The 25,159-nt window shown below is 32.8% G+C and carries 25 protein-coding genes; 11 read left to right on the plus strand and 14 right to left on the minus strand.

What is annotated here, in order from left to right; all coding sequences use genetic code 4:
* Nucleotides 1-179: 179 nt before the first annotated feature.
* From EXC45_RS00550 to EXC45_RS03955, 11 genes are read left to right on the plus strand one after another with little or no spacing between them, the layout of a single operon-like run.
* A complete protein-coding gene (locus EXC45_RS00550) occupies nucleotides 180-1,160 on the plus strand; it encodes a DnaB family ATPase (RefSeq protein WP_036434472.1) in 981 nt (326 codons plus the stop codon).
* Nucleotides 1,111-2,271, plus strand: a complete 1,161-nt coding sequence (locus EXC45_RS00555) for a hypothetical protein (RefSeq protein WP_129693738.1) — start codon at nucleotides 1,111-1,113, stop codon at nucleotides 2,269-2,271. Before EXC45_RS00550 ends, EXC45_RS00555 begins: the two co-directional genes overlap by 50 nt.
* A gap of 2 nt (nucleotides 2,272-2,273) precedes the next feature.
* Nucleotides 2,274-3,935 carry a hypothetical protein gene (locus EXC45_RS00560; protein ID WP_036434476.1) on the plus strand — a complete coding sequence of 554 codons (1,662 nt, stop codon included), beginning with the start codon at nucleotides 2,274-2,276 and terminating at the stop codon, nucleotides 3,933-3,935.
* Nucleotides 3,936-3,948: 13 nt separating this feature from the next.
* Nucleotides 3,949-5,202, plus strand: a complete 1,254-nt coding sequence (locus tag EXC45_RS00565; RefSeq protein ID WP_036434479.1) for a hypothetical protein — start codon at nucleotides 3,949-3,951, stop codon at nucleotides 5,200-5,202.
* Entirely contained in the window at nucleotides 5,195-7,060 is a 1,866-nt protein-coding gene (locus tag EXC45_RS00570; RefSeq protein WP_036434482.1) for a hypothetical protein, read from the plus strand. Before EXC45_RS00565 ends, EXC45_RS00570 begins: the two co-directional genes overlap by 8 nt.
* A 39-nt stretch (nucleotides 7,061-7,099) precedes the next feature.
* Nucleotides 7,100-7,612, plus strand: a complete 513-nt coding sequence (locus tag EXC45_RS00575) for a hypothetical protein (RefSeq protein ID WP_036434484.1) — start codon at nucleotides 7,100-7,102, stop codon at nucleotides 7,610-7,612.
* Between the two features lie 17 nt (nucleotides 7,613-7,629).
* Nucleotides 7,630-8,622 (plus strand): hypothetical protein, encoded by a 993-nt coding sequence (locus EXC45_RS00580; protein WP_036434486.1) that lies wholly within the window; start codon nucleotides 7,630-7,632, stop codon nucleotides 8,620-8,622.
* Nucleotides 8,623-8,625: 3 nt separating this feature from the next.
* A complete protein-coding gene (locus tag EXC45_RS00585; RefSeq protein ID WP_036434488.1) occupies nucleotides 8,626-9,894 on the plus strand; it encodes a hypothetical protein in 1,269 nt (422 codons plus the stop codon).
* A 2-nt stretch (nucleotides 9,895-9,896) separates the two neighbouring features.
* The gene (locus EXC45_RS00590) at nucleotides 9,897-11,480 is read left to right on the plus strand and encodes a hypothetical protein (protein ID WP_036434491.1); all 1,584 of its coding nucleotides are present in this window, start codon (nucleotides 9,897-9,899) and stop codon (nucleotides 11,478-11,480) included.
* A complete protein-coding gene (locus tag EXC45_RS00595; protein ID WP_036434493.1) occupies nucleotides 11,480-11,806 on the plus strand; it encodes a hypothetical protein in 327 nt (108 codons plus the stop codon). The genes EXC45_RS00590 and EXC45_RS00595 overlap by 1 nt, the downstream gene beginning before the upstream one ends.
* Nucleotides 11,799-11,969 (plus strand): hypothetical protein, encoded by a 171-nt coding sequence (locus EXC45_RS03955; RefSeq protein WP_156951402.1) that lies wholly within the window; start codon nucleotides 11,799-11,801, stop codon nucleotides 11,967-11,969. Before EXC45_RS00595 ends, EXC45_RS03955 begins: the two co-directional genes overlap by 8 nt.
* Nucleotides 11,970-12,194: 225 nt before the next feature.
* Here the strand turns inward: EXC45_RS03955 and EXC45_RS00600 are convergent, their stop codons facing one another.
* The 14 genes from EXC45_RS00600 to EXC45_RS00670 all read right to left on the minus strand — a co-directional run bounded on the left by EXC45_RS00600 (nucleotide 12,195) and on the right by EXC45_RS00670 (nucleotide 25,087).
* The gene (locus EXC45_RS00600; RefSeq protein WP_036434495.1) at nucleotides 12,195-12,728 is read right to left on the minus strand and encodes a hypothetical protein; all 534 of its coding nucleotides are present in this window, start codon (nucleotides 12,726-12,728) and stop codon (nucleotides 12,195-12,197) included.
* A gap of 84 nt (nucleotides 12,729-12,812) precedes the next feature.
* Nucleotides 12,813-13,304 (minus strand): hypothetical protein, encoded by a 492-nt coding sequence (locus EXC45_RS00605; protein ID WP_036434497.1) that lies wholly within the window; start codon nucleotides 13,302-13,304, stop codon nucleotides 12,813-12,815.
* A 200-nt stretch (nucleotides 13,305-13,504) separates the two neighbouring features.
* Nucleotides 13,505-13,954 carry a hypothetical protein gene (locus EXC45_RS00610; protein ID WP_036434502.1) on the minus strand — a complete coding sequence of 150 codons (450 nt, stop codon included), beginning with the start codon at nucleotides 13,952-13,954 and terminating at the stop codon, nucleotides 13,505-13,507.
* On the minus strand, nucleotides 13,954-14,931 hold the full coding sequence (locus EXC45_RS00615; protein WP_036434504.1) for a site-specific integrase: 978 nt from the start codon (nucleotides 14,929-14,931) through the stop codon (nucleotides 13,954-13,956). The genes EXC45_RS00610 and EXC45_RS00615 overlap by 1 nt, the downstream gene beginning before the upstream one ends.
* Nucleotides 14,932-15,993: 1,062 nt before the next feature.
* The gene (locus EXC45_RS00625; protein ID WP_036434506.1) at nucleotides 15,994-17,211 is read right to left on the minus strand and encodes a YobI family P-loop NTPase; all 1,218 of its coding nucleotides are present in this window, start codon (nucleotides 17,209-17,211) and stop codon (nucleotides 15,994-15,996) included.
* A 68-nt stretch (nucleotides 17,212-17,279) separates the two neighbouring features.
* Nucleotides 17,280-18,440 (minus strand): anhydro-N-acetylmuramic acid kinase, encoded by a 1,161-nt coding sequence (locus EXC45_RS00630; protein ID WP_129693740.1) that lies wholly within the window; start codon nucleotides 18,438-18,440, stop codon nucleotides 17,280-17,282.
* On the minus strand, nucleotides 18,430-19,518 hold the full coding sequence (locus tag EXC45_RS00635) for a DUF871 domain-containing protein (RefSeq protein ID WP_197724307.1): 1,089 nt from the start codon (nucleotides 19,516-19,518) through the stop codon (nucleotides 18,430-18,432). The genes EXC45_RS00630 and EXC45_RS00635 overlap by 11 nt, the downstream gene beginning before the upstream one ends.
* A 14-nt stretch (nucleotides 19,519-19,532) precedes the next feature.
* On the minus strand, nucleotides 19,533-19,937 hold the full coding sequence (locus tag EXC45_RS00640; protein ID WP_036434511.1) for a hypothetical protein: 405 nt from the start codon (nucleotides 19,935-19,937) through the stop codon (nucleotides 19,533-19,535).
* A gap of 43 nt (nucleotides 19,938-19,980) precedes the next feature.
* Nucleotides 19,981-21,459, minus strand: coding sequence for a PTS sugar transporter subunit IIC (locus tag EXC45_RS00645; RefSeq protein WP_051616961.1), 1,479 nt, complete (start codon nucleotides 21,457-21,459; stop codon nucleotides 19,981-19,983).
* Nucleotides 21,459-21,764: a PTS sugar transporter subunit IIB gene (locus EXC45_RS00650; protein ID WP_036434514.1), complete on the minus strand. Its 306-nt coding sequence runs from the start codon at nucleotides 21,762-21,764 to the stop codon at nucleotides 21,459-21,461. The genes EXC45_RS00645 and EXC45_RS00650 overlap by 1 nt, the downstream gene beginning before the upstream one ends.
* Nucleotides 21,764-22,339, minus strand: coding sequence for a hypothetical protein (locus EXC45_RS00655; RefSeq protein ID WP_036434516.1), 576 nt, complete (start codon nucleotides 22,337-22,339; stop codon nucleotides 21,764-21,766). The genes EXC45_RS00650 and EXC45_RS00655 overlap by 1 nt, the downstream gene beginning before the upstream one ends.
* A gap of 10 nt (nucleotides 22,340-22,349) precedes the next feature.
* Nucleotides 22,350-22,673 (minus strand): PTS lactose/cellobiose transporter subunit IIA, encoded by a 324-nt coding sequence (locus EXC45_RS00660; protein WP_036434518.1) that lies wholly within the window; start codon nucleotides 22,671-22,673, stop codon nucleotides 22,350-22,352.
* Nucleotides 22,663-23,538 (minus strand): N-acetylmuramic acid 6-phosphate etherase, encoded by an 876-nt coding sequence (murQ, locus tag EXC45_RS00665; RefSeq protein WP_036434520.1) that lies wholly within the window; start codon nucleotides 23,536-23,538, stop codon nucleotides 22,663-22,665. The genes EXC45_RS00660 and murQ overlap by 11 nt, the downstream gene beginning before the upstream one ends.
* A 7-nt stretch (nucleotides 23,539-23,545) precedes the next feature.
* Nucleotides 23,546-25,087 carry an N-acetylmuramoyl-L-alanine amidase-like domain-containing protein gene (locus tag EXC45_RS00670; RefSeq protein WP_036434522.1) on the minus strand — a complete coding sequence of 514 codons (1,542 nt, stop codon included), beginning with the start codon at nucleotides 25,085-25,087 and terminating at the stop codon, nucleotides 23,546-23,548.
* Nucleotides 25,088-25,159 lie beyond the last annotated feature (72 nt).

Consider the following 25,159-nt stretch of genomic DNA (forward strand, 5'->3'; position numbering starts at 1 on the left):
TTTCAAAAAATCAGTACAAATCTAGGTAAGAAGAAAATCTAAAACAAGTATTCCTAAAAGAAATAATACTTTTATTTTTTAAGATTGAAGTTAGTCCCTTCAATGCTAAGGGAAACGCTTAAGGTATTACCTTACAAGATAGACACCAGAAAAAAACGGGGGGTATTCGTTTTAATGGAATGACCAACGAAGAGACACAAACACAAACAAGCGAAAGCGGTAACACTTCAAGAATTCCCACACTAGCGGAGTACTGGCAACAGTTTGAGCAAATGCTAGAAGTCCCCGAACTCATACCCATAAAAACCGGCTTTAGTTTTTTAGATGAGCAAAGCGGAGGACTAGACCCGAGCGGTCTGCACGTTCTAGCTGCTAGACCTGGACAAGGTAAAACATCGCTCGCAGTCTCCTTAGCTTTGAAAATTTGCGAAATGCACACGCCAGAAGATCCACACCACGAAAAAACTGCCGTGCTGTTCTTTTCGCTAGAGATGCCAAGCGTGAAAATACACCGAAACCTGGCCAGTAATTTTTTAAGCATTCCACTCAAGGAATTTAAAAAACCAAAAAAAGAGTTATGAGCAACCCACGGCCAAGCTCTCAGGGAGTTGCCAAATTTTAAAATTTACATATTTGACAACCCAACTGTTACACCCGAGCAAATTGCTGACGTCATAGACCAAGCAAAAGCAAAAGGCTACGAAGTCAAGGCGGTAATTATTGACCACATACAATTGCTAAGCCAAAACATACAAGGGGCAAACATCTACGAAAGAACAACACAAGCAAGCCGATCGCTTAAAAAAATCGCTTTGCTAAAAAGCGTGCCAATTGTTGCACTTGCGCAGTTGTCCCGTGAAGTTGAAAAAGGAAGATCCCGCAAAGGTCTTGAACCCGTTAACGCAGACATTAGAGACAGCGGGAGCATCGAGCAGGATGCGGATTTTATCGCAATGATTTACAAAGTCCCTGAAGACTTCAAACTAGATAAAAACCTAGTACGCATAAAGGTGACCAAAAACAGAGAAGGAGAACCCAAGGGCTACGCTTTGTTTTTTGATGGTAGTTTATCAAAATTTTATGAACTAAATGAGCAAGGAAATTTGAACTATGAGAGTTTTAGCACACCCGCAACCATTCACGCGGAAGCCGACAAGTAAAGAAGTCGCCGAAATTCAAAAAAGTTGAGACAAAGCCAAAAAGTTGAAAAACTTTGCCGAACTGCAATACGCTTTGGTATACGGGCATACGGTAAAAATTGAACAAGACCAAGACCCAAGAATTATTATTCTTGACATTGATAAAAGCAATTTGACTTTTTGGGATGCACTTAAGAGACTTACAAAAATTGGAGTGCAAACATCTTTGGCATACGAAACATTTAGCAGCACACCAGAAGCCCCACGCTTTCGCTTAATGTTTTATTTTACTTTTTCTATCACCAGAGAAGAAGCGGCCAAGTTTAGCGATTGAGTTGCTAAGCTTATAGATGCCGAAAATGACCCCGCTTTTTTGCGTAATCGTGTTCAGCTTTGTTATGGTGCTAAACCCGATGGGGAAAAGTGATACCCTACGGTAGTACACCGCGACACTGCTTACGAGATTTTTAAAAAATACGAAGAAAGCACCGCCGAACAATTCAACGAAGAAAAATACGAGCGGGCAGATCAATTTTTTTTGAACTTAATAAAAGAAAAGGAAAAAAGAGAAATGAACACAGTACACAACGAAAAAGATTTTTTAGGAACTCCACAACAACCTGAAGCAACTTGACAAGTAAACGACGCAAGCCTTAAAGAACCACAACAACCAACATATTGACAAGCTAACGGAGTACAGCAAGCAAATAAGTTTGTTTATCAACCCGCACAACGTACAGGAGCGGTAAAAATTAGAAAAAAAGACCCTACCCGTTTGGATCCATATTGATGGGTAAACCTTCACCCTACTGTATTTTTTGATATTGTTCAAACCATTTTGGACAATAACGAAGAAATTGGGTACCCTTTCGGTGTTCGTTTGTTTGGGGTATCTGTACATAGCAATAAATTACGTTATAAAATTCAATGCCTTATGTCACCCGAAAACGAAAAAAAGGTATTAGATTTATACAATAAAAACGGAATTGGGTACATTCACAAATTAATTAAACACGACACCAATTTTAATTTATTGCTCGAAGATAATTGAAATACTAAAAAGGCAAGAGATGCACGAAATCAAAACGAAGAACCTAGCACACTTGTGCCAGGTGGTGGGGTGATTTTCTAAAAATGATTATTGAAGATAAAAAAGATACACCCCCAGCATTTACAAGCGAAAAGCTTAAAACTATTTTAAAATATACCGATTTAGATGCTAACCCTGTTTATGATGCTTTTTTATCTAATTCAATTTATGAAATACACAGCGGAGCGAAAGGAGTTTCAAAGTCTTTTGCTGGTGCGGTCATAACCATTTATAGAATTGTAAACGACAAGCGTTTTAATTCTATTTGATGCCGTAACAGATATAAGCACATAAAAAACACCTTACGCCCGCTTTTTTTAAAAGTCTTGGACTTTCTTAAAACGGATCACGGTCTAGACTATACCCCGTTTTTTGATGTTAAAACCGAAGCCATTTACTGAACTTATGAAGATGGTGGAAAAGGTCGGGGAATATACTTTCACAACTGGGAGAATGTCCAAAGCTTACAAGGTGTAACCCTTCCGCAAACTTCCTTTTTTTGGGGTGAGTTTGTGATCGACGAACCAATAGAAGACCCAAGAGATTACAACGACCCTGAAACTCTTAACGAGATTTATAAAATACAAGAGGAAGCACTATTCATTATTTTAGCTAATACCATTTTTAGGGAAAAAGCACCCGAAGACTTCCAAATTAAAGCAAAGTTTTTTTATAACATATTTACCCATAAGCATTTTTTAATTACTAATTACCACCTTAACGCTTTACCTTTTTGCGATGCACACGGAAACCCTTACCCTGAGTACTTAACCGAGATATTAGAAAGCAAATTCATTCAAAAAGATTTGCCCGATTTTATCAAAGACCAAGAGACAGGGGAAACAATTGGGCTTATTGTAACAATGTACGCAAAAACATTTGTACCAAGTGCAAAAATATCAACTCAGCAAAAAATTAACTTAAACAATTTAAAAAGCCAGAATTACCGCCTTTGAGTTATTACCGTTGCGGGTCTAACTTATGCGGACAACAATAATCAAAAAGGGTACTTTTTAAAATCGTTGATATATGACACGGCCAACAACTACAAGGACAATATTACTTTTGTAACTTCTGAAGACATCAGCAACAAGATTAAGAGCGGAGAGCTTAAAGGGGTATTTTATGGCTATGATCCAGGTCGTGTAGACAATGCCGCTTTTGTTTGTCTTTTAGCTTTTACAAATGAACTTATATTATTTGAAGGAATAGAAGACATAAAAAAACTAATCAAAAAACCCGCCCCCACCTTAAAGGAGATACACACCAAGCTGATCGATTTAATTGCTGAGTGTAATAATAGAATTTTAGAAGATTTAAAAGGTGCGTGGTCTTATAATTCGGAATTTAATTATAAAAATTATTTTAGTAATTTAGATCTGGACAACATTACCGAGATCGAGCTATTACATAGTTATTTTATGGGTGCTAATTTACCTGTTAATGTTAGACTAGCAAGAAGAAGAACAACCAAAAACGGCGATTTTTCTATATTGGGAAGACAAGAAAAAACCAAATTAGTTTTATCATATTCGGCCTTAAAGTTTAACAGTGTTGATATATCGCGTAAGTTACTTTATAACTTGAGTAGGCAATATATTGAACCAAACGAAGAAAAACGAAACGAAAAAGTAAACCCCGAAATATACGACCTAATTAATGCGTTTGAGTATGCTTTAAATAGGCTATGGCATTTAGTTTTTTAATTTAAGGAGAATAATGGCAGACATTATAAACAAAATAAACCCCGCTCAATATTTAGCCCAAACATTAACACAAACAGCAAGCATATACCGCAAAGAAGACAACGCCGAAAGTGTAGCGGTAAAACACACATACCCAAATTATAAAAATCAAATCGAAGAATATGGGGCAAATTTACAAAGTACCACACTAGCGAACGCATTGCCTAAAATTGAAACAAACAGCGAAGAGCTAACCCAACAAATAAAAAACCTTTTTAATAATTGGGGAATTTTAGAGCTATACCAAAAGTTAGAGTATCAACTATATAAAAGCGGAGTGCTAGCGTTTGGGTATTTTCAAAATATGCCCACTATTTTGGAAATCTTAGAATATCAAACCGACAACGCTAATAATTTGATTTATTTAAATGGTATTTTAAGGCGTGAGAATGACAAAAATGGAAACCCTAAAGTTTACGCATTAACTTACGACCTAAACAGTCCCGAAGTGCTGCAAACACTCACCACACAAGAAGGCAACAAAATCAAAACCCAAGACCTAAAAACTGCGGGGGAGCCATTTGCTCAGGAGTTAATTACGGGCTATATTCCTTTTATCATTTTTAAAAATCGCCACGATAGCAAAAAAGATATAGAGCTAGTAAATGCGGAATATTTCGAAGCTATTAACAACCGTATTACACAATTACAATTGGATCCGTATTTTTCAACACCTTTGCCCGTTGTAAATGGTAATAGCGGGAGCGGTCAACCACTTAAAGCAACCAAGGCCATTTTTTCACTTGGTACCGGTAGAATTTACCACGATAACACTACAGGACTAAATGACAATATAAACCCTTTTGCTTTCGCATCTACACCAAACCAAACCGCCCAAATCATTCAAGCAATTGACAACCTTACTTATATAATTAAAAAGTTTTTAATTATGAAAGTTGATAGCACCGATGGGGGAACTCACAACATGCACACGGCCGAAATTCAACAACTTAATAGCGATTACGCAGATTATATAGAAAGTAAGGCCAACTTACGGGAAATATATTTTTTTAAGTTTGTCGCTTTAACTTTAAAACATTTTCTAAACATCTACGACATTAACGGGCTTGATTTAAGCATTACAGTCGTAGGGTCTACTAAGTGAAGAGAAGAGACAGCACGCAAAGCCTTAACGGATCAAAATGGGGTATTATTAAACCAACAAGCAAACCAACTAACACAACAACCAAACGAAGAACCAGAGAAAGACAACGAAAATAATGCATAGCTTTAATGATGTTTTTAACGTTTCAGATACTGGGACTTTATACATTTACAAAATAGACACAAGCAAACCCCTAAAGTTTCAAAAAAATTCGTTTAACTTTGTCAAACTTAAAAAAATAAGTGAAACCGAGTACGCAAAAATATCAACGGAGTTAGTCCCTAGCTCAATAGAGCAAGACAGTACAACCCTTTTAAACTTAACCCATCAGGTCAAAATTAACACCACCGAACAAGTTAACTTGCCCCATAATAATTTTTATATTTTCTTTTTAGAAAGTCCACAAATAGAAAACAACCAAATAAAAAACGGGTATGTTTTAAATTCTAACACTGTTGAAAACATCTTCAACCTTACAACAGGAACCCAAGAAGTGAGCGAGTTAACGCTAACCCCTTTGGAAACCCTTAAAGAGCTTGAAGGTATCGACTTTTTTGTAGTTAATGAAGATATACAAGACCGACAAATTACCTTGACCCTAAACGCTGGGAGCTTGTTAAACTTAATTAACTTTTATAAGTTTAATGATAAATTACAAAATTTAAAATATTCATACGCAAGCCAACTTTTTCCTTATGTGATTTACGCAAACCCTTTAAATTTAAATAATGATACACTTAATTTTTTTATGTGGAGTTTTTCAAGTAATCACGCAATACCTTTAAAAGGTATAAGCTCCCTTGTTGAAGTTAGGGAGAGCTATAAAGAGAAAGCCCGCCCAATTCCTGGAGTTAGTCCCCGTATTGTTCCTGTGGAGTTTGTAAAATTTGATTTAATTAACTATTTACATTTAAGAGAGTTTTACGATTTAATTATTAATTTAATTGAAAAAACACGCATTTTTTACAAAGGTACCAAAGAAGAAAAAGAAAACTTAGCACGTGACTTTGATATTAAAAATATACGAGAATATAACGACTTTTTAGTATTAGAAGCAAAGCAAAAATATCCCGAGTTTGAACATCTTTTAAGTACTACACTTATTTTATTAAGTGAGCAAATCGATAGCAGTTACTGCTGAAAGGGTGGACTAAATAACGAGAATGCAATTTTTTCACCTTTTACCCTTTATTATCAAAATAATGAGTTTTTAATTAAAAGCGAGTTTTTAAGTTGAAACCTTACCGATGGAGTTTTTAACCTTAAAAACAATACTGCTTTTTTAAATTTTAATTTATACAAATACAAAGGGTATTTTTTAAATCTTCCAAGTTTACCCGCTGAACTAAGCGAGCAAGATTTTTCACAAAAACCTGTGGACTTCAACGACAAAAGTTTTAACTTTAATTACCCATTTTATTTATTCATTAACGATCGAGATTTTAGCAATTACCAAAAAAGCACCTTACCACTTGCAGAATTAAAAGACCAATGAAGTGCGAGAGTGTGGGGAGTAATTCCTAGCGATATAAATAATTTAACGGAATGAAATAAATGGAGTTTATTAAGTACCTTAAGCGGGAAAAGTTATTCAAATACTAAAACCAACCCAATTTTTACACAACGGGACACCATTTACAAAGTTAGCGATTACACCCCAAGCACAAGCGGACCAGGTCTAACAACCCCCGCAAGTGCAATTGTGTATGTTCAACGGTCAAGATTTGAACCCGTACCACTTAGAGAGTTAAAACTAGTAAAAAGCTCCTTTGAAAGTAAAAACCTAATTAATGAGATTTTTAACACTTCAGGCGATACCTTTGCAATGCGTTTTGAAAAAGAAGAAACCGCAAACCTTCACGCTATTGAAATACGAGCGGTATACTTAGAAACTTTAAAAATCGCATTTAGTAACACCACAACAACAATAAAGATAAAAAGCAAAGATATCAACCCAATACATAAAATTTTTATCTGATAGAAAGACCAAGGAACCGCAGCCTTTCAAAAGACGGAAATTATGAGCAAATTAATCAATAAATTAGCCGAGATATTCAACATATCTACAGAAGAAGTAAAAGCAAAATTATCATTGTCAGACAATTACAAACGGCAAGACCTTTTGAACGCTTTGGATGTTTATGCAGTTTATGAAAGTAAGGAAGACCTTACCAATTACATAAGCGACAAAACCAAAAACACAACCGCGGAAATTAATAAATTAAAAACACAACTAGAAGAAACAAAACAACAAGCACAAGAAAAAGAAAACTTAGCCCAAGACTTTAAAAACAAAATAACCCAACACCTTAGCGGAGTTATCAAGGAATTTAATTTTTTGGACAAAATCACCGTTGAAGATCTGGACTATCATAATTATGATTTTACCGATTTAAAAAATTCAATTTTAAAGCAAGCCCGTGCAAATAATTGAAGGGTAAAAACTACAGAAGTAAACAAAGAAGAAACCGCCCCCGAGTATACAGGGGGAAGGGCTGAAATTGTTGGCAATGCTGTAGTTATTAAACATTAACAAGGAGAAAAACCAAAATGGCAGCAGCAACTATAAAAAACCTTTGAGAAGAAGCTAAAAGCGTTGGTAGTGTTGGAACTACCTTCGTACCTTTAAACTTATCACAGCAACAAGCTAATAGCGTTTTAGTTAACTTTTTAGGTAAATCTATTTTATCTAACTACTTAACACAAGGGAACAACTTAATTAAGTCCGACCAAGCTACCGCAACTTTTGCCAAAATGCAAGGGGGGCAGTTCAAATTTAAAGGCAACGACTTAGGAAACAAAAACGCTGATAAATTTACAGTGTCAGCACCCTTGTCTGTTCATTGATTTGAAAGTATTGTAGCAAATCAAGCAATTACCGCCCAAGAAGCAGAAGAGAGCCAAACAGCCGACCTAGCTAAAAAAGTTGACTTTTTTATTAATCAATTTGTCAACGCTACTGAACGCACAGCAGTTAATGAACTTGAGGCAAAAATTAAAGCCGATGGGAAAGGCCTACAATTTGATTACACAACTAAAACACCTTACGAAATTCGTAAAAAGATTTTAGAAACTGCACGGAAATTATCAAGAACATACGACCCAGTGCAGGGAATTGATGGAATTGAAGAAGATCAGATCATTGTGCTAGTTAAACCTGAGGTACTTGATGCAATTGCTGGGGAGAGTGTAGGAAACTACGCAAGTACTGCAATTGTTGAAGGTGCTAAAGCATTGCAAAAAGTAGGGGGCTTTGATATTATCGCACACCCACACATGCACAACTATGACATTATTGTAACCACAAAATTTTTAATGGTCAAAGCTGATAGCTTAATTAAAGTATACGCGGGGGACATTTCTAACAACTCAAGCGATAAAGTCGTAACAGTTGAAGGAAAAACAGCCGTAAAAGTTATTTACGATAATTTAGCTTATGGACTAGCTAAAACATTACCAAGCTCAATTGCTAACGGTACTTATGTACTTAAGCCACAAGGTGCTGCCGATGTTCAACATCAACCCGCACCATCAGCAAGCTAATAAATGATTTTAGCATATGCAGATCCTAAAATTACACCGCAACCAATAAAGCCAAAACAAGGGGGAACATTCGCAAAAGTTATTTTTAAAACTTTGGCGGGTGTTTTTTTTGATTTTGTCGGTGAGATTTTAGCCGATACCTTAACGGCATTTTTTCCTGTCCTTTTACCTGTTAATAGACTTATAAAAATAGGTGCAACTGTAGTAGGGCAAGCGGTGAGCGATTTAATTTTTAACAACAAAGTAGACCCGACCAATTTGCTTTGAAGTGCTGGCACTGCTATTTTATCTTTTGGAATAGCTCAAGGAGTTAGACAACTTAAAAAAATTAAATACACAAAAAAACTTGTAGAGAATACCGAGAAACTAAAAAAAGGACTTGAGTTTTACAAAAAAGGTATTACCGACAAAATTGCTGAAATCTCTAAATATTCCTTAGAGCAATTAGCAAAAACAAAGAAGGTAAAAAATACCGTTTTAATTGCTTTATTAAACCCGCAAAATGTTGAACGGGTAAAAAAGGCCTTTGAGTTGTCCGCTTTACTTGTTAAAAACCCGCTCGCTTTGTTTACTCGTGCAATTACTTTTGTTGCTCAAAAATCTAAATCGCACATTATGGCACAAGTGGCCAAGTTACAACAAAGAGCTTTGACAAAGGGACTTGCTAAAGCAATAGCAAGGGGAAAACTTACACCAAAGCAAGCAAATAGATACATAAGATTTTTTAGAACCAAACAAAAAAGATGGATCCCCTTAATTAGTGACTGACTGCGTGGGGTGCGACTTTATCACGAAGAATTATACGACCAAACTAAAAACGTGACTTTTATGCTCTATTTTGATTTTGCTGCTACAGGTGGACACGGAAAAATTAAAGGAAAAACCCCGCTGGAATTAATACTCCCGTGGTCTGACTTTTGGGCGTTTATAAATGACCCAAGCCCTGGAAGGTATTACCTTGATAATATTGCTTGGGGTGAACCTTGAAAAAGAACCATTGGAGAAAATAGCACCATAGTTTTAAAAAACTTAAATCAAGATTTACAAAATGACTTGATAAAAAGGTATAGACTAGCCAAACCCGACAGCTACGAGCAAGCAATTAACAACCTTGAAAGTTATAAAAACGAAGTTTATAAACATCGTACAAATAAAAGGCAACTTTTTGCCACCTTGTACAAAAACCAAGGTACCGCATACATTCGCTTTAGTAGAGAATACCAAAGCGGAGCGAACCGATTTACTACAAAGATATCAAGGAGAATAAAATAGATATGACACCTAAACAACTATTAGCCTTGCAAGGTATTACATTAGAGCAATACCTAGCAAGTCCCTTAAACACTACAGGAGCTTTTGAAGTTCCTAAAATCATACAAAAGGCAAACGCAAGATTATCAAACGAAGACATATTCAACAAGTTAGCTTATTCCGTTTATGTTGCTTGTGATGTATACACAGGCTTTAAGTCTTCAGGTATCTTAGAAAAATTAAACTACGATTATGAAGAATATAAAAACAAGGTAGGAGCTAAAAGGGTAGCAATTTTTATTGATGCTGTTTTTTATGAGCTTAATGTTCGGCTAAAATCTGGACAATTTCCAGAATTTAGCAACTTGCTTACTTTGGTCGCTTCTAATGTTCAAGTTTATGGAAATACAAGAGATTTTGCCCTATTTGGTGATTACCTAAACAAACAAACCCAGCAAATGCTATACAATGCGGGGTGAACTTCATTGGAAGAAAATGCGGAGATAATTGCCCCTAACTTATGGCGTGCAGTTATGCCTGAAGAGTTAACCCAAAAATTAGAAAGATTAAAAAGAGAACTTGAAGAATATGCAAACAATAGAGCGGGAGAATTTGAAGAGAGTGCAAACGAAATTTATTTAACTCAAGAAGCAGCACAAGAGACATACGCAACCAAAGAAGTTACAGAAGAGTTAAAACATAAAGTAGAAGTACAAAAAACAACCGTGGGGACTTTCTTAGGTGCAATAAATTCACTTGCTCAAGAAGTTAGGCCTTTAGTTGAACAAAAAGACAACTTAGCAACAAAACAAGAAGTAGCAAACACCTACGCAACTAAAACCCAAACAAACCAAATAACAACCCAATTACCGACCTTTTTAACTAAGTCCGAAGCTTCAAGAACATACGCAACAAAAAGCGAACTACAACAAGCAAGAACATCGGCAAACTCTTCGGGGTCTTCTTCTAGTTCTTCAACTTCTGCGGACTTGTCCCAATATTTAACATTAGACCAAGCACGCAAAAGCTACACCAAGATCCGAGACTTTAACAACTTTAAAAATGAAGTAAACTCATTCAAAAACCAAACACAAACCACCTTGGCGGAGTTAACCCCTAAAGTGGATCGCTTTAATAATGCCCTTCCTGGCCTTTTAACTAAATCGGAAGCATCTAACACCTACGCAACAAAAAGCGAACTCCAGCAAGCCCGTAACGCATCAAATTCGGCCACTTCTTCAAATACGCAAGCTTTTAAAAATGTTGGAGTTTATAACTCTGATACTTCACAATATGATTATTATGCTAATAAGCTTGTTACTTATGTTGTTCCTGTAACTTATGATAGTAAAGACAATACAACTTATATTTTTTACGGGTATGAAGCGGGCGGAATTAAAAGCGGGGAAGACTTTAAATTAGTTAGCGGGGTAATTCGTAACGAGCAAGTTGGTAACTTCGCAAATATCGTAGATATCACAAGCGAAGGAGATGGGGGCGACCTTAATATTACCGCTGCCGTTTTTGGAGCTTTCACAAACAAAGTCACTCAATTAACTTCAGCGGCTTGCTATGCAATTTTTACAGTATTGGAACCGCTTAAATAATGCCGGAATGATTTTTCACACTCTTAGCATCTTCAGGTGGTAGTGGTATTATTTTGCTTGTGGCTTACTTAATTTATCGCTTAAGTAGCAAAACAAACAAAACAACCCAAAACAACCAAGATAGCAAAAATATCAATAATTTAAATATTGAAAATAACAACATTACTACCGACCTTTTAAAAATTCAAAAAGACTTGGACAAAGCCAACGAAAGCATAGCAAACATAAAAAAAGCCTTTTCGCTTTATGTTTCTAATAATGGAGTTGATGAAAAGACAAAAAAAGCCGTTAGGTCAATACTTAGGGAGAACCATAAAAATGACTAAATTAATCAATTTTTTAAAGTGAGTTTTTTCGTTTACAAAGCTTGGAGCTTTGCGAGTTTTAAAAGCTTCAGATCTTACACAAGCAGAATTTTTAGAACTTGAAGAGCTTTACAATATTCAAAGATTTAAACACCGCAAAAAATTACCAATTAATAAAAAATAAATTATATTTTTAATATAATTTAAAGGGGAGAGATCCCCAAGAAACAGAAACAACTTTCGTTTTTAGGCAGCAAAATAGCAACGCATTTAAGATCAACACAATTCAAATTTATTTATGTACCTTTAAAAATTACATATATTGCTACAATAGTAATCGTTCATTTCCTATTATTTCAATAATTGATGTATTAAAAACACCCCTTTTAATAATTGGGGTGTTATTTTTTTAATTTGGGAACTTCTCAATCTTTTGCAGTCAGTAATGACCCGCAAACCCTTTAAGTTCGTAAAACTCTCAATATGGTGCCTTTTTTGCTCAAGATGCTACAACGGGCAAAGCTCCTTTTTTAGTTGCTAAATTGTAAAAGCTTTTTAATGTTTCAAGCTTTAAAATTGTCCCGCTACTTTTAAGTTGTATAAAATAATTTTTGTTGTTTCTTTGAGCCATTACATCAATTTTAAAAATGTAATCAAGTTCGCCAAAAACTACCCAACTTTTAAAATTGTTTTTATTTAAGTAGTTTGCTAGTTGTTGCTCTTTTATAGCATTCCAAAAACCATTGTAAAAAACAACTTTGGCAACTTCTATAAACTCTTTTAAAGTAATTTTTTTATTTTCTACCCTTAGGGCATTTTTTAACTTGTTTGCAAATTCTTCAAAATATTGATTATAAAAACGATCGTAATCATAAATATGATTTTTTAAAACAATATTTTTTGCGTTAAAATCTAAATTTTTTAACTTTACTGGTATTGTCATAATGTTAATTCCTTCATAATGGCCATTTTTAAGCGTTCTAAGGCCGTTTATTACTTTAGGGGTGTAATTGTTCAACTTTGTTAATTAATCTATTCCTAGCTCGTTTTTTGTAAAGTTTTTCGCTTGTTCTTCGTAAAAGTCAAGCATTATCATAATTAAGCTTGTTTTTTTAACTTCTAAAGTTTCTTTATCTTCAGATATGTAAAGATATTCAGGCATTTGCTTTTTACTTGCTTTATACTCGTTGTAAGTTTGTTCGTATTCTTTTTCGTGTCCTTCTTTGAAAAGTGTTTCCCATTCTTGGGGTGTGTGCATTCTTAATTTTTCAAGCATTAAAGTATTAAGCTCGTTTTTTTCAAGTTCTAAAATACCTGTTATATCTTTTAAAAATTCGGGAGAAGGTCACACAAGGGCGCACATCATAGCCCTGGCGTTGATTTGTTGATATTTGCACATATCTGCACTTAGCAAATTGCGGAACCCTTCGCGTATTTCTTCTATTAATTCAGTAAAGGGGTCTATTACTGCGTTAAGTGTAACAGTTCCGGGCTTGTGTTGGTATGTTGTATATTTCATAATTTTCCTTTAATTGTTTTTTAATAATCTAATAGCTTTTATATCTTCTAACCCAAGCAAAAAACTTTGTTCGTTTGTGGTAATTCTACAGGTCTTTTTTATTGATGTTAAAAGTGAAAAAGTACCGTTATACTTTTCCCCTCAAGTGGTCAAAATCTTGACCCTTTTGCCTTCGTATACTTTAAATTTATATAATTCCATTAATTTGCTCCCTTATATACTTTTTTAAGTTCTGGGACAATTTCAAAAAAACTGTAGCCAATTCATTTTTTTATATCTTTATAATCTTGTTTAATTTTTTGATTAATTGCCTTGTATGTTTCTTTTTCTAATGACTGATCAAAAAAGCTTTTTAGCACTTCTAAAATGTCGCAGGTATAAACTTCGCTGCTTTGTTGGTCATATTTAAAACCTGCATTTTTTTGAAAGTCTACAAAGGTAGCACGCCAATTTTTAAGCTTTGCAATTTCTTTTGTACCTTCGTAAGGTGCTACGATGCTAAAAAAGTACCGTGGAGCTTTGTCTATTCAAAAGTTGAAAAATATTTCTCCTTTTTCTTCTTCTACTCAACGTTTTACAGTTAAACGCAAGCGGGTACGACCCGCATAAAGTTGCTGTATGTCTGTTGCTAAGTTTGTTAAGCTTTTCATTATTTTGCTCCTTTTAATTCTTTAATTTCGTTTTTTAAGTCTTGGACTTGCTTAATTAATGTAATTAATAAATCATTATTTAAGTTGTTCACTTCTTCAGGTGCTTGCATTTCAATAGTTCTTGCAATATTCATTGCATTTTTTAACTCTATTGAACTGTTAGGCTTAATATAATTGTCGTTTATTGTTTCCAATTTTTTGTGTCCTGTAACGCTTGCAATTTGTTCGGTAGTGAAACCATTAAAAACTGCGTTAGTTATGTAATTTGTACGGAATGCGTGAGCTGTAAGGGGTGCGGTAAATTTAACACCTTCCAAATTGTGCAAGTGATTTTGGAAAGCGGTAAAAAACCCCTGCAATGTTCTAACTACAAAAGCTTTTTTATCTATTTGTTTATAGTCTTCGTAAAGCTCGGGAGTTAATCAAAACTTACGAACATTACCACCCTTGAAAGCTCTTGCATTAATAAAATAGCAATTATTAAGATAATCAAAATGTCAGTTATCTTGTTTTAACACTTCCACCGCTTCAGATATACGGCAAGCGTTTGAGTTTAAAAATTTAATAATAAATTTATGTACTGGCTTAATTTCTTTTATGTATTTGTTTGGTGTTAAGTTGTCAAGTTCTTTGAACAATGTTGCTTTTTCTTCTTCGGTAAATGCTCGGCGTTCTACTGGCTCCATAACTTCAATATTGTTGATTTTTTTGCTGTCAAATTTAATAAAGTTATCAGATAAATTAGCATTTAAAAAGTTATAAAACGCCTTTATTTGTGCCACTATAGTTTGTTTATATCTTTGCTTTAATTGTGCGTTTTGTATGTTTTTATTAATGGCATCATAATCGTAAAAGTTAAAAGGTAATAAATAACTTTTTAATATTGTTTTTTTAGATTTATAAGAAGCAGCCGACAAGTTAGCTTTTTCAAGTCAGTTCAATAATTGAGCTTCAGACATTGTAAAAGTGTTCAACATTTTAAACCCCTAGACACTGGGGACATAATGGGCATAAATACCAATAAAATTTTTATAAAATAATTTTGGGAAAGTTTAAAAGTGTTATACTTTAAGTACTGGCATAGTCCCATTATGTCCAGTGGCCACCATCTCGGTGGTCTTTTTTTATCTTTTTGTTAATTGATAAATAAAAGTCCATTAAGCAAGTTAACGGACTTTATAACACTTTAAAAGAATTGTAAAAACTAAGTAAATAGCTTTTAAATAAGTGCTATTGATAAAGTCCCATTTTACCAACTAACAAAATAAGTATAGCAGTATTTTTTTAAAAGTCAAATAAATTTTTATTTTTCTTATTTTTGGTATAATTTTTTTAGTGTTATTGTATTAGGTAAGCGACCCCGTTGCTTGCCTTTTTTTGTGCTTTTTTTCTTTTGTTTGTTTTTTGTTTCTTTCTTTGTTCTTTTTCTTTTGTTTTAGTTTTCTTTTTCTTGTTTGTTTCTTTGTTTTTTGTTTATTTTTCTTTTTCCCTTATGACTTTGAACGGGATTGCGAAAGCAAGAACGGGCAAAGGTATAAGGTGGGGGGTATGTGATAAATAAAATAAAACCCCTTAAAGGGTTTTTTTATTTTATTTATCTTATACATACCCCTAATAACCTTGTTAATATCTTAATACTGTTATAGAACTGTTAAAGTCCAGGACTTAGCGGGTCAATGTCCTGAAGGTCGCACGGTGGAAGGTGGGGGGTCTATTTGTGGGAATTTATGAAAATTTTAAAATTTTTGATATTTTTGCTTTGTTTTGGTGGTATTCTTTTAGTGTATGGGTAAACCTTAGCACATGCGTGCGGTGTTTTAAACGGACCCCGCTCCCTTTGCTCGTTGCTCCCTTCGCTTTGTTCCGCTTGCTACCGACAAAGCTCCACGCGCTCGGTCGCACTCGCTACGGTCGCATTGGGGTCCGTTTTGGGGGAATTTTGGACAAGGGGGAGAGTTCAGCAGTGTAGTTAGTCCCTTCAACGCAAAAGGTAATTCACAAATTATTATTAAAATAAATGTTAACTATTTCCTGGTTTTTTATTGTGAATCATCATTTAAATTTACTTCAAAATAATCCTTAATTATGCCAATATAAGTCGCATTTGGATTCTGATTGGATTTTGTTTCTATTTGTCTATTAAATTCAGATATTACTACTTCTAAATCCTTTTTGTTTTTGAATAATAAAGAAGATTTCTTAACAGTTTTTTCATAAACTGTCATATTAGTCAATTCAAAATATTTTTTCAGCACATATTCAAAATTTTCACTTTTATATAAAATTGTGTCAATATTAAACACCCCGCTAATATATTCTTTGACCTCGCTTAACTTAAATTTTTCCTCTTCTATTAAGTAGATAATTTTAACTTTTATATTTTTGGTATTTACACCCTTATTTATAAGTTTTTTTATCTCTTCTAATTCTTCTATAATTATTTTTTGCTCGTTAAAATTTGCATTAGATATAATAATATAATTGTTTTTATGAATAGAAAAATAATAAATTATTTCATTTAAATAGTTATCATTTTCGTTAGAAAAAAATATTTGTTCTTCCCTAGAAAATTCAATACCTTTAATATAAAATTTTTTCAATTTCATTTTTACTGTTTTTGTTCATCTGAAAAGTATTTTATAAAGAAAAAATCCAGATCCTAAAAAGCTTCCGATTAATAAATATATTATGCCCACAAAGATAAAAGTATTATAAAACGGGGATCGTGGATTTATATAGGCAGATATTATAATGTTATCGAAATTATAAGATATAACGAACAAAACCGCAAAGAGTATAGCAAATGCTATATAAATTGAAATTGAACGAACAAAATCAATAATCGTTCTTTCTTTTTGAAAGTTATATGATGCGTTAGGTTTTTTATAATTTTCTATTTGATTTGATAATTTTTTTATTAACCTCAAGTAAGATTCATTAATGTTGGATGAATTACTTTTAAAATCATCTTTCAAATCTATATATCAAAGTTTAGGAGGTTTAATATGTCCTAACTGTCACATAGATATAACGTTGTAATCAATTCTTAAATTGTAGTAAGTTTCAATTGCTAATTTGGCATCTTCGGTGTTTCTTGTTATAAATGCATGACTATCACTATTTCCTTTAAAATATAATGTTTTTAGTTTATTTCCATATAAATCTATTAGTTTTGCATCACTTTCTTTCTTAACTTTGTTTCATAAATTGTTTAATATATCACCTTTTGTATGATTTAACTTTTCTTTTTTCTTCATATTTTAATTATACTCGTATATAAAACTGAAACACATTTAAAAAGACAGGAACTATCCTGTCTCAATAATTAAACTAATGCGATTTTTCCTAAAATAGAGAACTTTTTAGCACCAGTAGCATTTGGAACATTGCCTGGTAATTTTTGCAATGTTAAGTATCCAAGAACCGCAAAAGCAATTGCTTCTTTAGCGTCAATATTAATGTTTAAAACATTACTTTGATTTACTGGAATATCTAAAGGCTTAAAATATTCTTTTAATGCATTCATTAAATAGATATTATTAGCTCCTCCGCCAGATACATATATTTCTGCTTTTGTATCGTTAGTTAAAACATAATTAGTATAAGCATGATAAATGCTATAAGCAGTGTATTGAGTGAGGGTACTTACAACATCTTGGTGAGGTATATTTTCAAACCCAACTAAAACATCATTTAAGTATTCAATTGAGTATCTTTCTCTTCCAGTGCTTTTAGGAGGTTTGATATTTAAATAATCAGTATCTTTTTGAATTAATTTTTCAAGCAATGCTTTGTTTACTTGTCCACTTAAAGCAACTTTAGCATCTTTATCATAACCTTGATTGTAGAATTTTTGCATTGCTAAATCAATTAAGATATTTCCAGGTCCAGTGTCAAAAGCAAATATTTCATTAATATCTTCTTTAACCACCGTTACATTTCCCATTCCACCAATGTTTTGAAGCAATCTAATGGTGTTTGGTTTTTTAAGTAATAATCAATCTGGCATAGGTACTAGCGGAGCACCTTGGCCTCCGTTAGCCATATCAGCCGGTCTAAAATCACCAATGGTAGTAATACCCACTTGTTGAGCAAGTACTGAAATATCACCAAGTTGCAATGTTGATTTGACTTCATTTTCACTAGGGTCAATTAAATGATAAATAGTTTGTCCGTGAGTAGCTACAAAATCTACTTTAGCTTTATCAAGATTGTATTTAGCAATAAAATCATTTACAGATTGAGCGTAAAAATGTGCGATTTCAAAATTAAGCGAACACATAAAGCGTGAGTCAAATTCTTCTTTAAAAGATTTAAGAATCTTAGCTTTAAGTGTTTGTGGATATTCGACAATATCAAAGTTTATTAACTGTACACTAATGTCTTGTGGATCACTTGAGTTTTGCTTAATATTAACATAAGCAATATCAAGTCCATCTAAACTAGTTCCACTCATTAAACCAATGGCGTAATAATTATTTTTCAAATTTGAACCTTTCAAGTGGTTTTAAATAATCTAAAAGAATTAATTCTTCTTCAACTATTTCTCCAACTTTATTTTTTCCTAAATCAACATTTTCTTGATCTTGTAAAATAATTTGCAATTCACCTTTGTATTGACCATAATTATCATTACAAATAACAACATCACCTTTTTTAAGTAATTCAGGTGTAATTAAAGGAGTAAATTTTTCGTTTTTATATTTAACTCTAGATTGGGTTGATCTTACACTATATGCGTTAGTATCGCCTCTTCTAAAGTGAGGTTCATGAAATAAAATTGTATTTTCAATAGCTGTATTATGAATGAGAGAGTCAGATTTTAATTTAAAGGTAATGTAATGTGGAGATACTTTTGCAAATGCTTGTAATTCTTCATCTGAAGCAAATGCATCTCCAATGATAATATCATCAATTAATTTGGTTGCATACAAGAATTTTGCTTGCGCACTAAGAGATTTGTTTCTAAGTAACTCAAGAGAGCAAAGTCCATGTGATAAAGGTCATGGTCCTACAGTTGCATGTTTTGAAGTCACAAACGCAGCGGTAGTAAGTCCAAAATTTTTAAATTTTGTAGTAATTCTTGTAAAGAAATCTAAATCAAGTCCTGTATATTTTTGTGGATAAAAATTATGTGAGGCAATTAGATTTTTTACATTAGGATGATTTGACATAATATTGTCTAAATATTTATTATCATTTGAAATATTAATTTCGATTTTTAAATCTTGTGGGTTATAAGTCATATCAGCTTCTTTACGACCATCAAACCCCATATCTAAACGAATTCCATCAGCACTTAATTCTTTAAAGAAAGTCAAATCATTATATGAAGCTCCTAAAGTATCAAAAACTCTCGGATTAACATCTAAAATTACTACCATACCTAATGTATGTGCATAATCGTTAATTTCTTTGAATTCACGCTTAATTTCTTCTTTATCTTTTGTCACACTAAGCAAGCATGAAAAGATTCTTTTAATTCCTAAAGATGAAGCTTTTTGTAAATAAGCAAAAATTTCATCTTTATTTTGCTTTTCTGGGTAAATTGAAACACCTAACATTTTAATTTCCTATTCTACTGTTTTTTATTTTCTTTGTTGTTTTTCTTCTCTTTTTTAAGAGCGTTTACTTGTTCGTGAGCAACTTTTTTTCTCTCTTGTCACTCACCGAAACGATCATAAATTACACTCATGGCAATTCCAAGTAAAAATACTGCTGGAATTGTCGCTGAATATGTAATGGTTAAATAGTGAACACTAGCAATTAACATTGGAATTGCGATAATGGCCAGAATTAAAAAAGGAAGGGCTATGACCATTCATGTTTTAATTCCCTTAAAGAAACTTGTTTTTTTGTATAAAAATATTCCAAGTAAATATCCAACTAAGGCCACTCCCAACCATACACCAATTAAAATAAATTCGTGCTTAGCATTAACAGCTTCAATTGTCTCTTGCGTTTCATTTAAAAGTATGGTCATAGTATCTTCCTTTTAGAGTTTAATTATTTATTAATTTTATCAATTAAGCAGCTTTTTTAGCTCTTAATCTTGATAAAAGTCCTCTTGAATTAAATTCTTTTTCAACTTCTTTTCTTAAGTTAGCTAAAGATTCTTCTGATTTATCTTCAAGATCATTAGCTCTTAAAGCAACTTCTTGATCAATTTCATCATTGAATAATTTTTTGTCGTAAGCTTTAGCAAATGGAGCTCAAATAAGCACACTTAATACAATGTTGATAATTGCTAAAATTGGAGCTTTTCAATCAAGTGTTGCCAAGTAAGCACCAATTGGAGCAGGTAAAGTTCATCCAACTAAGTTTGTTGGTAGAGCTACAATGTTAAGTTTCATTGCAATAAAGGTTAAAGTTCCCATTGCTACAGGAGCTAAAATTGAAGGAATAAATAAGTATGGGTTTAATACAAGTGGGTATCCGAAGATAACCGGTTCATTAATGTTGAAGATTCCAGGAACAAGAGATGGGTAAGTAATTGATCTTAAGTATTTAGATCTTGCAACAACAAGCATTGCAATTAAAAGACCAACAGTAGCTCCAGCTCCTCCAATTCATACGAATCATTGGAAGAATGGTTCAACAAAGATTGCACCATTATCTTTTGCATAAAGTAATAATTTACTTTCAGCAATTTTTTGTGCTGAGTTATTATCAAGAGCAATTGTTCAGAATGGACGAGCAAGAGCCCCAATAATTGACACACCGTGAATTCCGGCAAATCATAAGAACATAATAAGTAATACCACAATTAAGAATCCACCGTAGTTATTTCCAGCTACAAGTGATTGAAGTGGTGAAAGAACAAATTTTGCATATGAGTGAATGTCAAAAGCAGCAACTTGGAAAATAAGTGATGCAAGGAACATTGTAAAGATCATCGGAATAAGTGCGTTAAATGGTTTTGCAACTACTTCTGGCACTGATTTTGGTAATCTAATAATAATTTTGTATTTGTGGAATAATCTAATAATTTCAACAACAGCAAAAGAAATGATAATTCCACCAAACACTGTTGCTGAACCAAGAGCAGCAGTTGAAATTTGGAAGTGTCCAACTGTTTTGTGCATTGGACCAACAATAGAAATTAAATACACAATAATTGATGCAAAAATTGATTGTTGTTCATCCATTTTGTAGCTTTTAGCTAGCGCTCTGGTAATTCCAATTACCGCGAAGAATCCCATCATTGGGTATGTTGCACGGTATGGAAGCATTAAGAAGTACCCGAATTTTTTAGATGCTTCGGTTTTAAGAATAAGTACATAAAGACCATCTTTGGCATTAATTGGGAATGATCAAATAACTAAAATAAGTGAACCAATAAGTAAAATTGGCAAAATTGACACCATTCCGGTTTTAATTGCGTTAATGTAACGGTTTTCAGCAAGTTTTCCCATAATTGGAACTGCCATTCTTTCAAAACCATTAAAAAACTTTTTAAAGAGAGTTTGGTCATTTTTTGATTTTTTGTTTAATAACTTTTTCATTAACCCTCCATTACTTTCTTGATATTTTGAATTAATTTACCAGCTCCAACTGGATTGTATTCAGTCATGTCAATTTGGTAAATTTTAACTTTTTTACTTTTAGCGTATTCGCTAAGTTCTGGGAATTTGTATTTAATTTGAGGAGCAACTAAGATAATGTCAAAGTTTTTGTCATAATCATCAAGTTCATTGGCACCGATAGCTTCAGCTTCAAAAGCATAAGCAATTTTGTCAGCTTCTTTTTTGAGTTGACCAATTAAAATTTGAGTTGACATTCCTCCTGAGCAAATAAGTAAAGCTTTCATTAAGCCAATACCTCCTTGCTTTGTTTTTTAGCAAGTTGTTTAACAACTACTTTGTATACTACATAAGCTACAAACACAATAATTTGAAGATATGCAGCAACTAATAATTTGTGTTTAAATCCTTCATTTGAAGATTCAATTAAGCTTCTAAGAGCTAAGTATTTTTCTTTGTTGTATTCTTCGTATTTTAATGTTTCATTTAAAACATCATTAAATAAGTAAGGGTGTACTTGGGCAAATCCTACTAAAATCACTAACACAATAGCAACATTAAGCACCACAAGTGCTGACATAACTCCTAAATGAAGAGCAGCCTCTTTTTGATTGTAATCAGCTTTGTGTTTTAAATACATGATAAGTTCTTTAACAAGAAATACTAAACTTAAAGCAGCAAATAAAGCAATTAAAATAACTGTTACTTTAAAGTTTAAATTATCAAAGTATAAACTTTCATAAACTCTTGTTGATTTATCAACTTGTTTTAATGCAGGAATGAATGCAAGAGTTAAGAATATTGACAAAATTAAAGTCAAAATACTAAAAGCAATAACTCTACTTTGTTTGATTTTTTTCATGCAATCCTTTCTATTTTAATTTCTCTGAAATGACTTTCATTAGTTTTAGGGTTTTATTAGCTAAAGTTAAGGCATCTTCACTTGACATAAATTGATCTTCAGCATGCACAAGTAGCAAAGGCATGTGTGGCATTTCACCATTAACATCCATTGTTAATAATTCAGCATGAGCTTGATGTCCTTGTTTTAAAATGTCTTTTCCTTCTTTGATTTTAGCAGCAGCTTCTTCAAATTTAAATTCCATTGCTAAATCAACAGCTTCTAAAAACAACGCTTTAGCACCACCAGAAAACGAAATAATTTCAAAGCAATGTTGTTCGATTTTATTTTCCATAAATTTTGAGATATTCCTTTCTCGCTTGTTTATAAGTGAGGTTTTTTTCTATCATTAAAAGAGCTATTTTAACGTTACGACTTTGAGCAAATACTGCTTCAACTTTTTCAGAATCAGCTTGAGTTAATTCTTGAATCATACCTTTACATCTTTGTTCAAGTTTGTAATTGGTAGGCACTAAATTAATCATGTAGTTGCCTTCCACATATCCAAGTTTAACCATAACAGCAGTTGAAAGCATGTTACATACTAATTTTTGAGCAGTTCCAGCTTTCATCCGAGTTGAACCAGTAACAGCTTCAGGTCCTGTTACCGCGGCAACAGTAACATCAGCGTACTTACTTCCTTCTGGAGAAGCATTGTTAGTAATTAAAGCTGTTGAAGCTCCAATTTCTTTCGCATATCGCATACCTGCAAGAGGATATGGAGTTCTCCCTGAAGCAGTAATCCCAACAACAAGGTCATTAGCAGTTAGTTTGAGTTTTTTAAGTTCTCTAACTGCTTCTTCTTCATTATCTTCAGAACCTTCTAACGGAGTGTATAAAGCTCTTTTTCCACCAGCGATTAATCCAATAAATTTATTTTTAACACCATAAGTTGGGTAAATTTCAGAAGCATCAAGTACACCAATTCTTCCAGATGTACCAGCTCCCATATAAATAACTCTTCCTTTTTTATTTTTTAAGCAATCATATGCTAGATCGATCATATTAGCAATATTTTGATTTTCTGGCTTGATTGCTTTGGCTACTAGATGATCTTCGTTATTGATTTTTTTAACTATATCTAATGTTTTAAGTTTAGATAAGTTTAAAGTTCTCTCATTTTTTTGTTCAGTTCCTAAAAAAGATATTTTATTATCCATATTTAAATTAGTTTCCTGAATTTACTGAATCTAGTTGAGCTTGAGGATCTAATGTTCTAAATACTAAAACCCCAGGTGTGGTACGTTGTTTTCCAACTTCTGGTTGGTTGTATCTAGAAGATCAGTTTTGTTGTGCTAAGTATAATGCAAGTGGAATTTCTACAACTGATAAGTTTGATTTTCTTGATGATGCATTACGGTAGTATGCTTTTCCATCTCTAATAACTAAGTAACCACAGTGAGTTAAATCAAGTCAATCATTTAAACTTTCTTTAGCAGCAAGCATTAATAAATCACCTGATTTAAAGTGAGTTGACATAAATTCATCAGTTACACTGTCTGCATCAATGTATTGAATTTCTCTAGGTACAATTGGAACAGTTTTAAGAACTTCTTCACGTTTTTCACCAATTGCGCTTGGATCAGATACAATTTTTCCATTTCTTTTGAAACGATCTGGACTAACTGTTTGAACACTTTGAGATCTGATTGTTTCATCGGTGATAGCTTTTACTAAATCATTAGCAATTTTTATTGTTCCAGCAGGATTGCTTTCGCTTTTAACTTCACCATAACCTCAATCGGTAAAGAAGTGTTTTCTAGTTGAGTATGAAATTTTTGATTCAGCATATCTTGTTTTAATAAGTGATTCCATGAATCCTTTTTCTGTATTGCTTGAATCAATTAAAAATGCGTTAACGTAATCAAAATATGTAAAACAATCTAATTCGTTTAATAAAGCAACAAGTCTTTCTTTGGTATCTGCGTTACCAAACATTCTATCTGCAAAATATGGAATTCCACCGAAGATATTTTTTGCTTTAGGATCAAGTTCTTTAGCTCTTCTATCAAAGTAAGTTAAGAAGTAATCACTTAAATAAAGAATTTTGTCATTGGTTGTAGCAAGTTCTTTATATTCTTTAGAATTTTTAAGAGCATTAACTTCTTTGATGATATCTAAGCTAGCTTTATTAGTAATAATTGGGTAAGCAAATTCATATCTTGTAGCTTCTTCATTTTTGCTTGGTTGATAAGTAATGTAAGCTTGAGCTGCTTTGTAGTTAGCAAATAATTGTGGGAATAAAGAATTAAAATGTGCCAAATCAGCTTCAGCTTCTTTTAAAGCTTCTTTGTCAGCAGTGATTTTTTCGTTATTTTTTTCAATTCTTGCTTCACGGGCAGCAACTTCCGCTTTTTGTGCTGAAGCATCTTTTCCTTCAGCTTCAAGTTTTTTAATTTCTTCATTTAGCTTAGCGTTAGCTTCTTTATCTAATTTGATTTGTTCTTCAGCTTTAGCTATTGAAGCTTTTTTAGTATCAACTGGTTTTTGTAAAGCAGCTTTTTTAGCAGCTTCATATTCACTAGTTTTGGTTGCTTGTGAACTTTTGTGAGCATTTAAAGCTTCAAAGTATTTAACATTTAAATCTTCTTTGCTAAGTTCATCGTGTTTTTTTTGAATTTCTTCTACTTTAGTTGTACATGACACTGCTGTAGCAATAACTGCCATAGGTGCAAGTCCAAAAAGTAATTTAAATTTATTTTTAAGCATTTTCTCCTTTTCTATTGTTTTACATAAAAATTATAATAATAAACCTTTAAAAAAATTCCGTTAACGCCCTTA

Origin of the sequence: Mycoplasmopsis columboralis, assembly GCF_900660675.1 — a bacterium.
Taxonomy (GTDB): Bacteria; Bacillota_I; Bacilli_A; order Mycoplasmatales; family Metamycoplasmataceae; genus Mycoplasmopsis; species Mycoplasmopsis columboralis.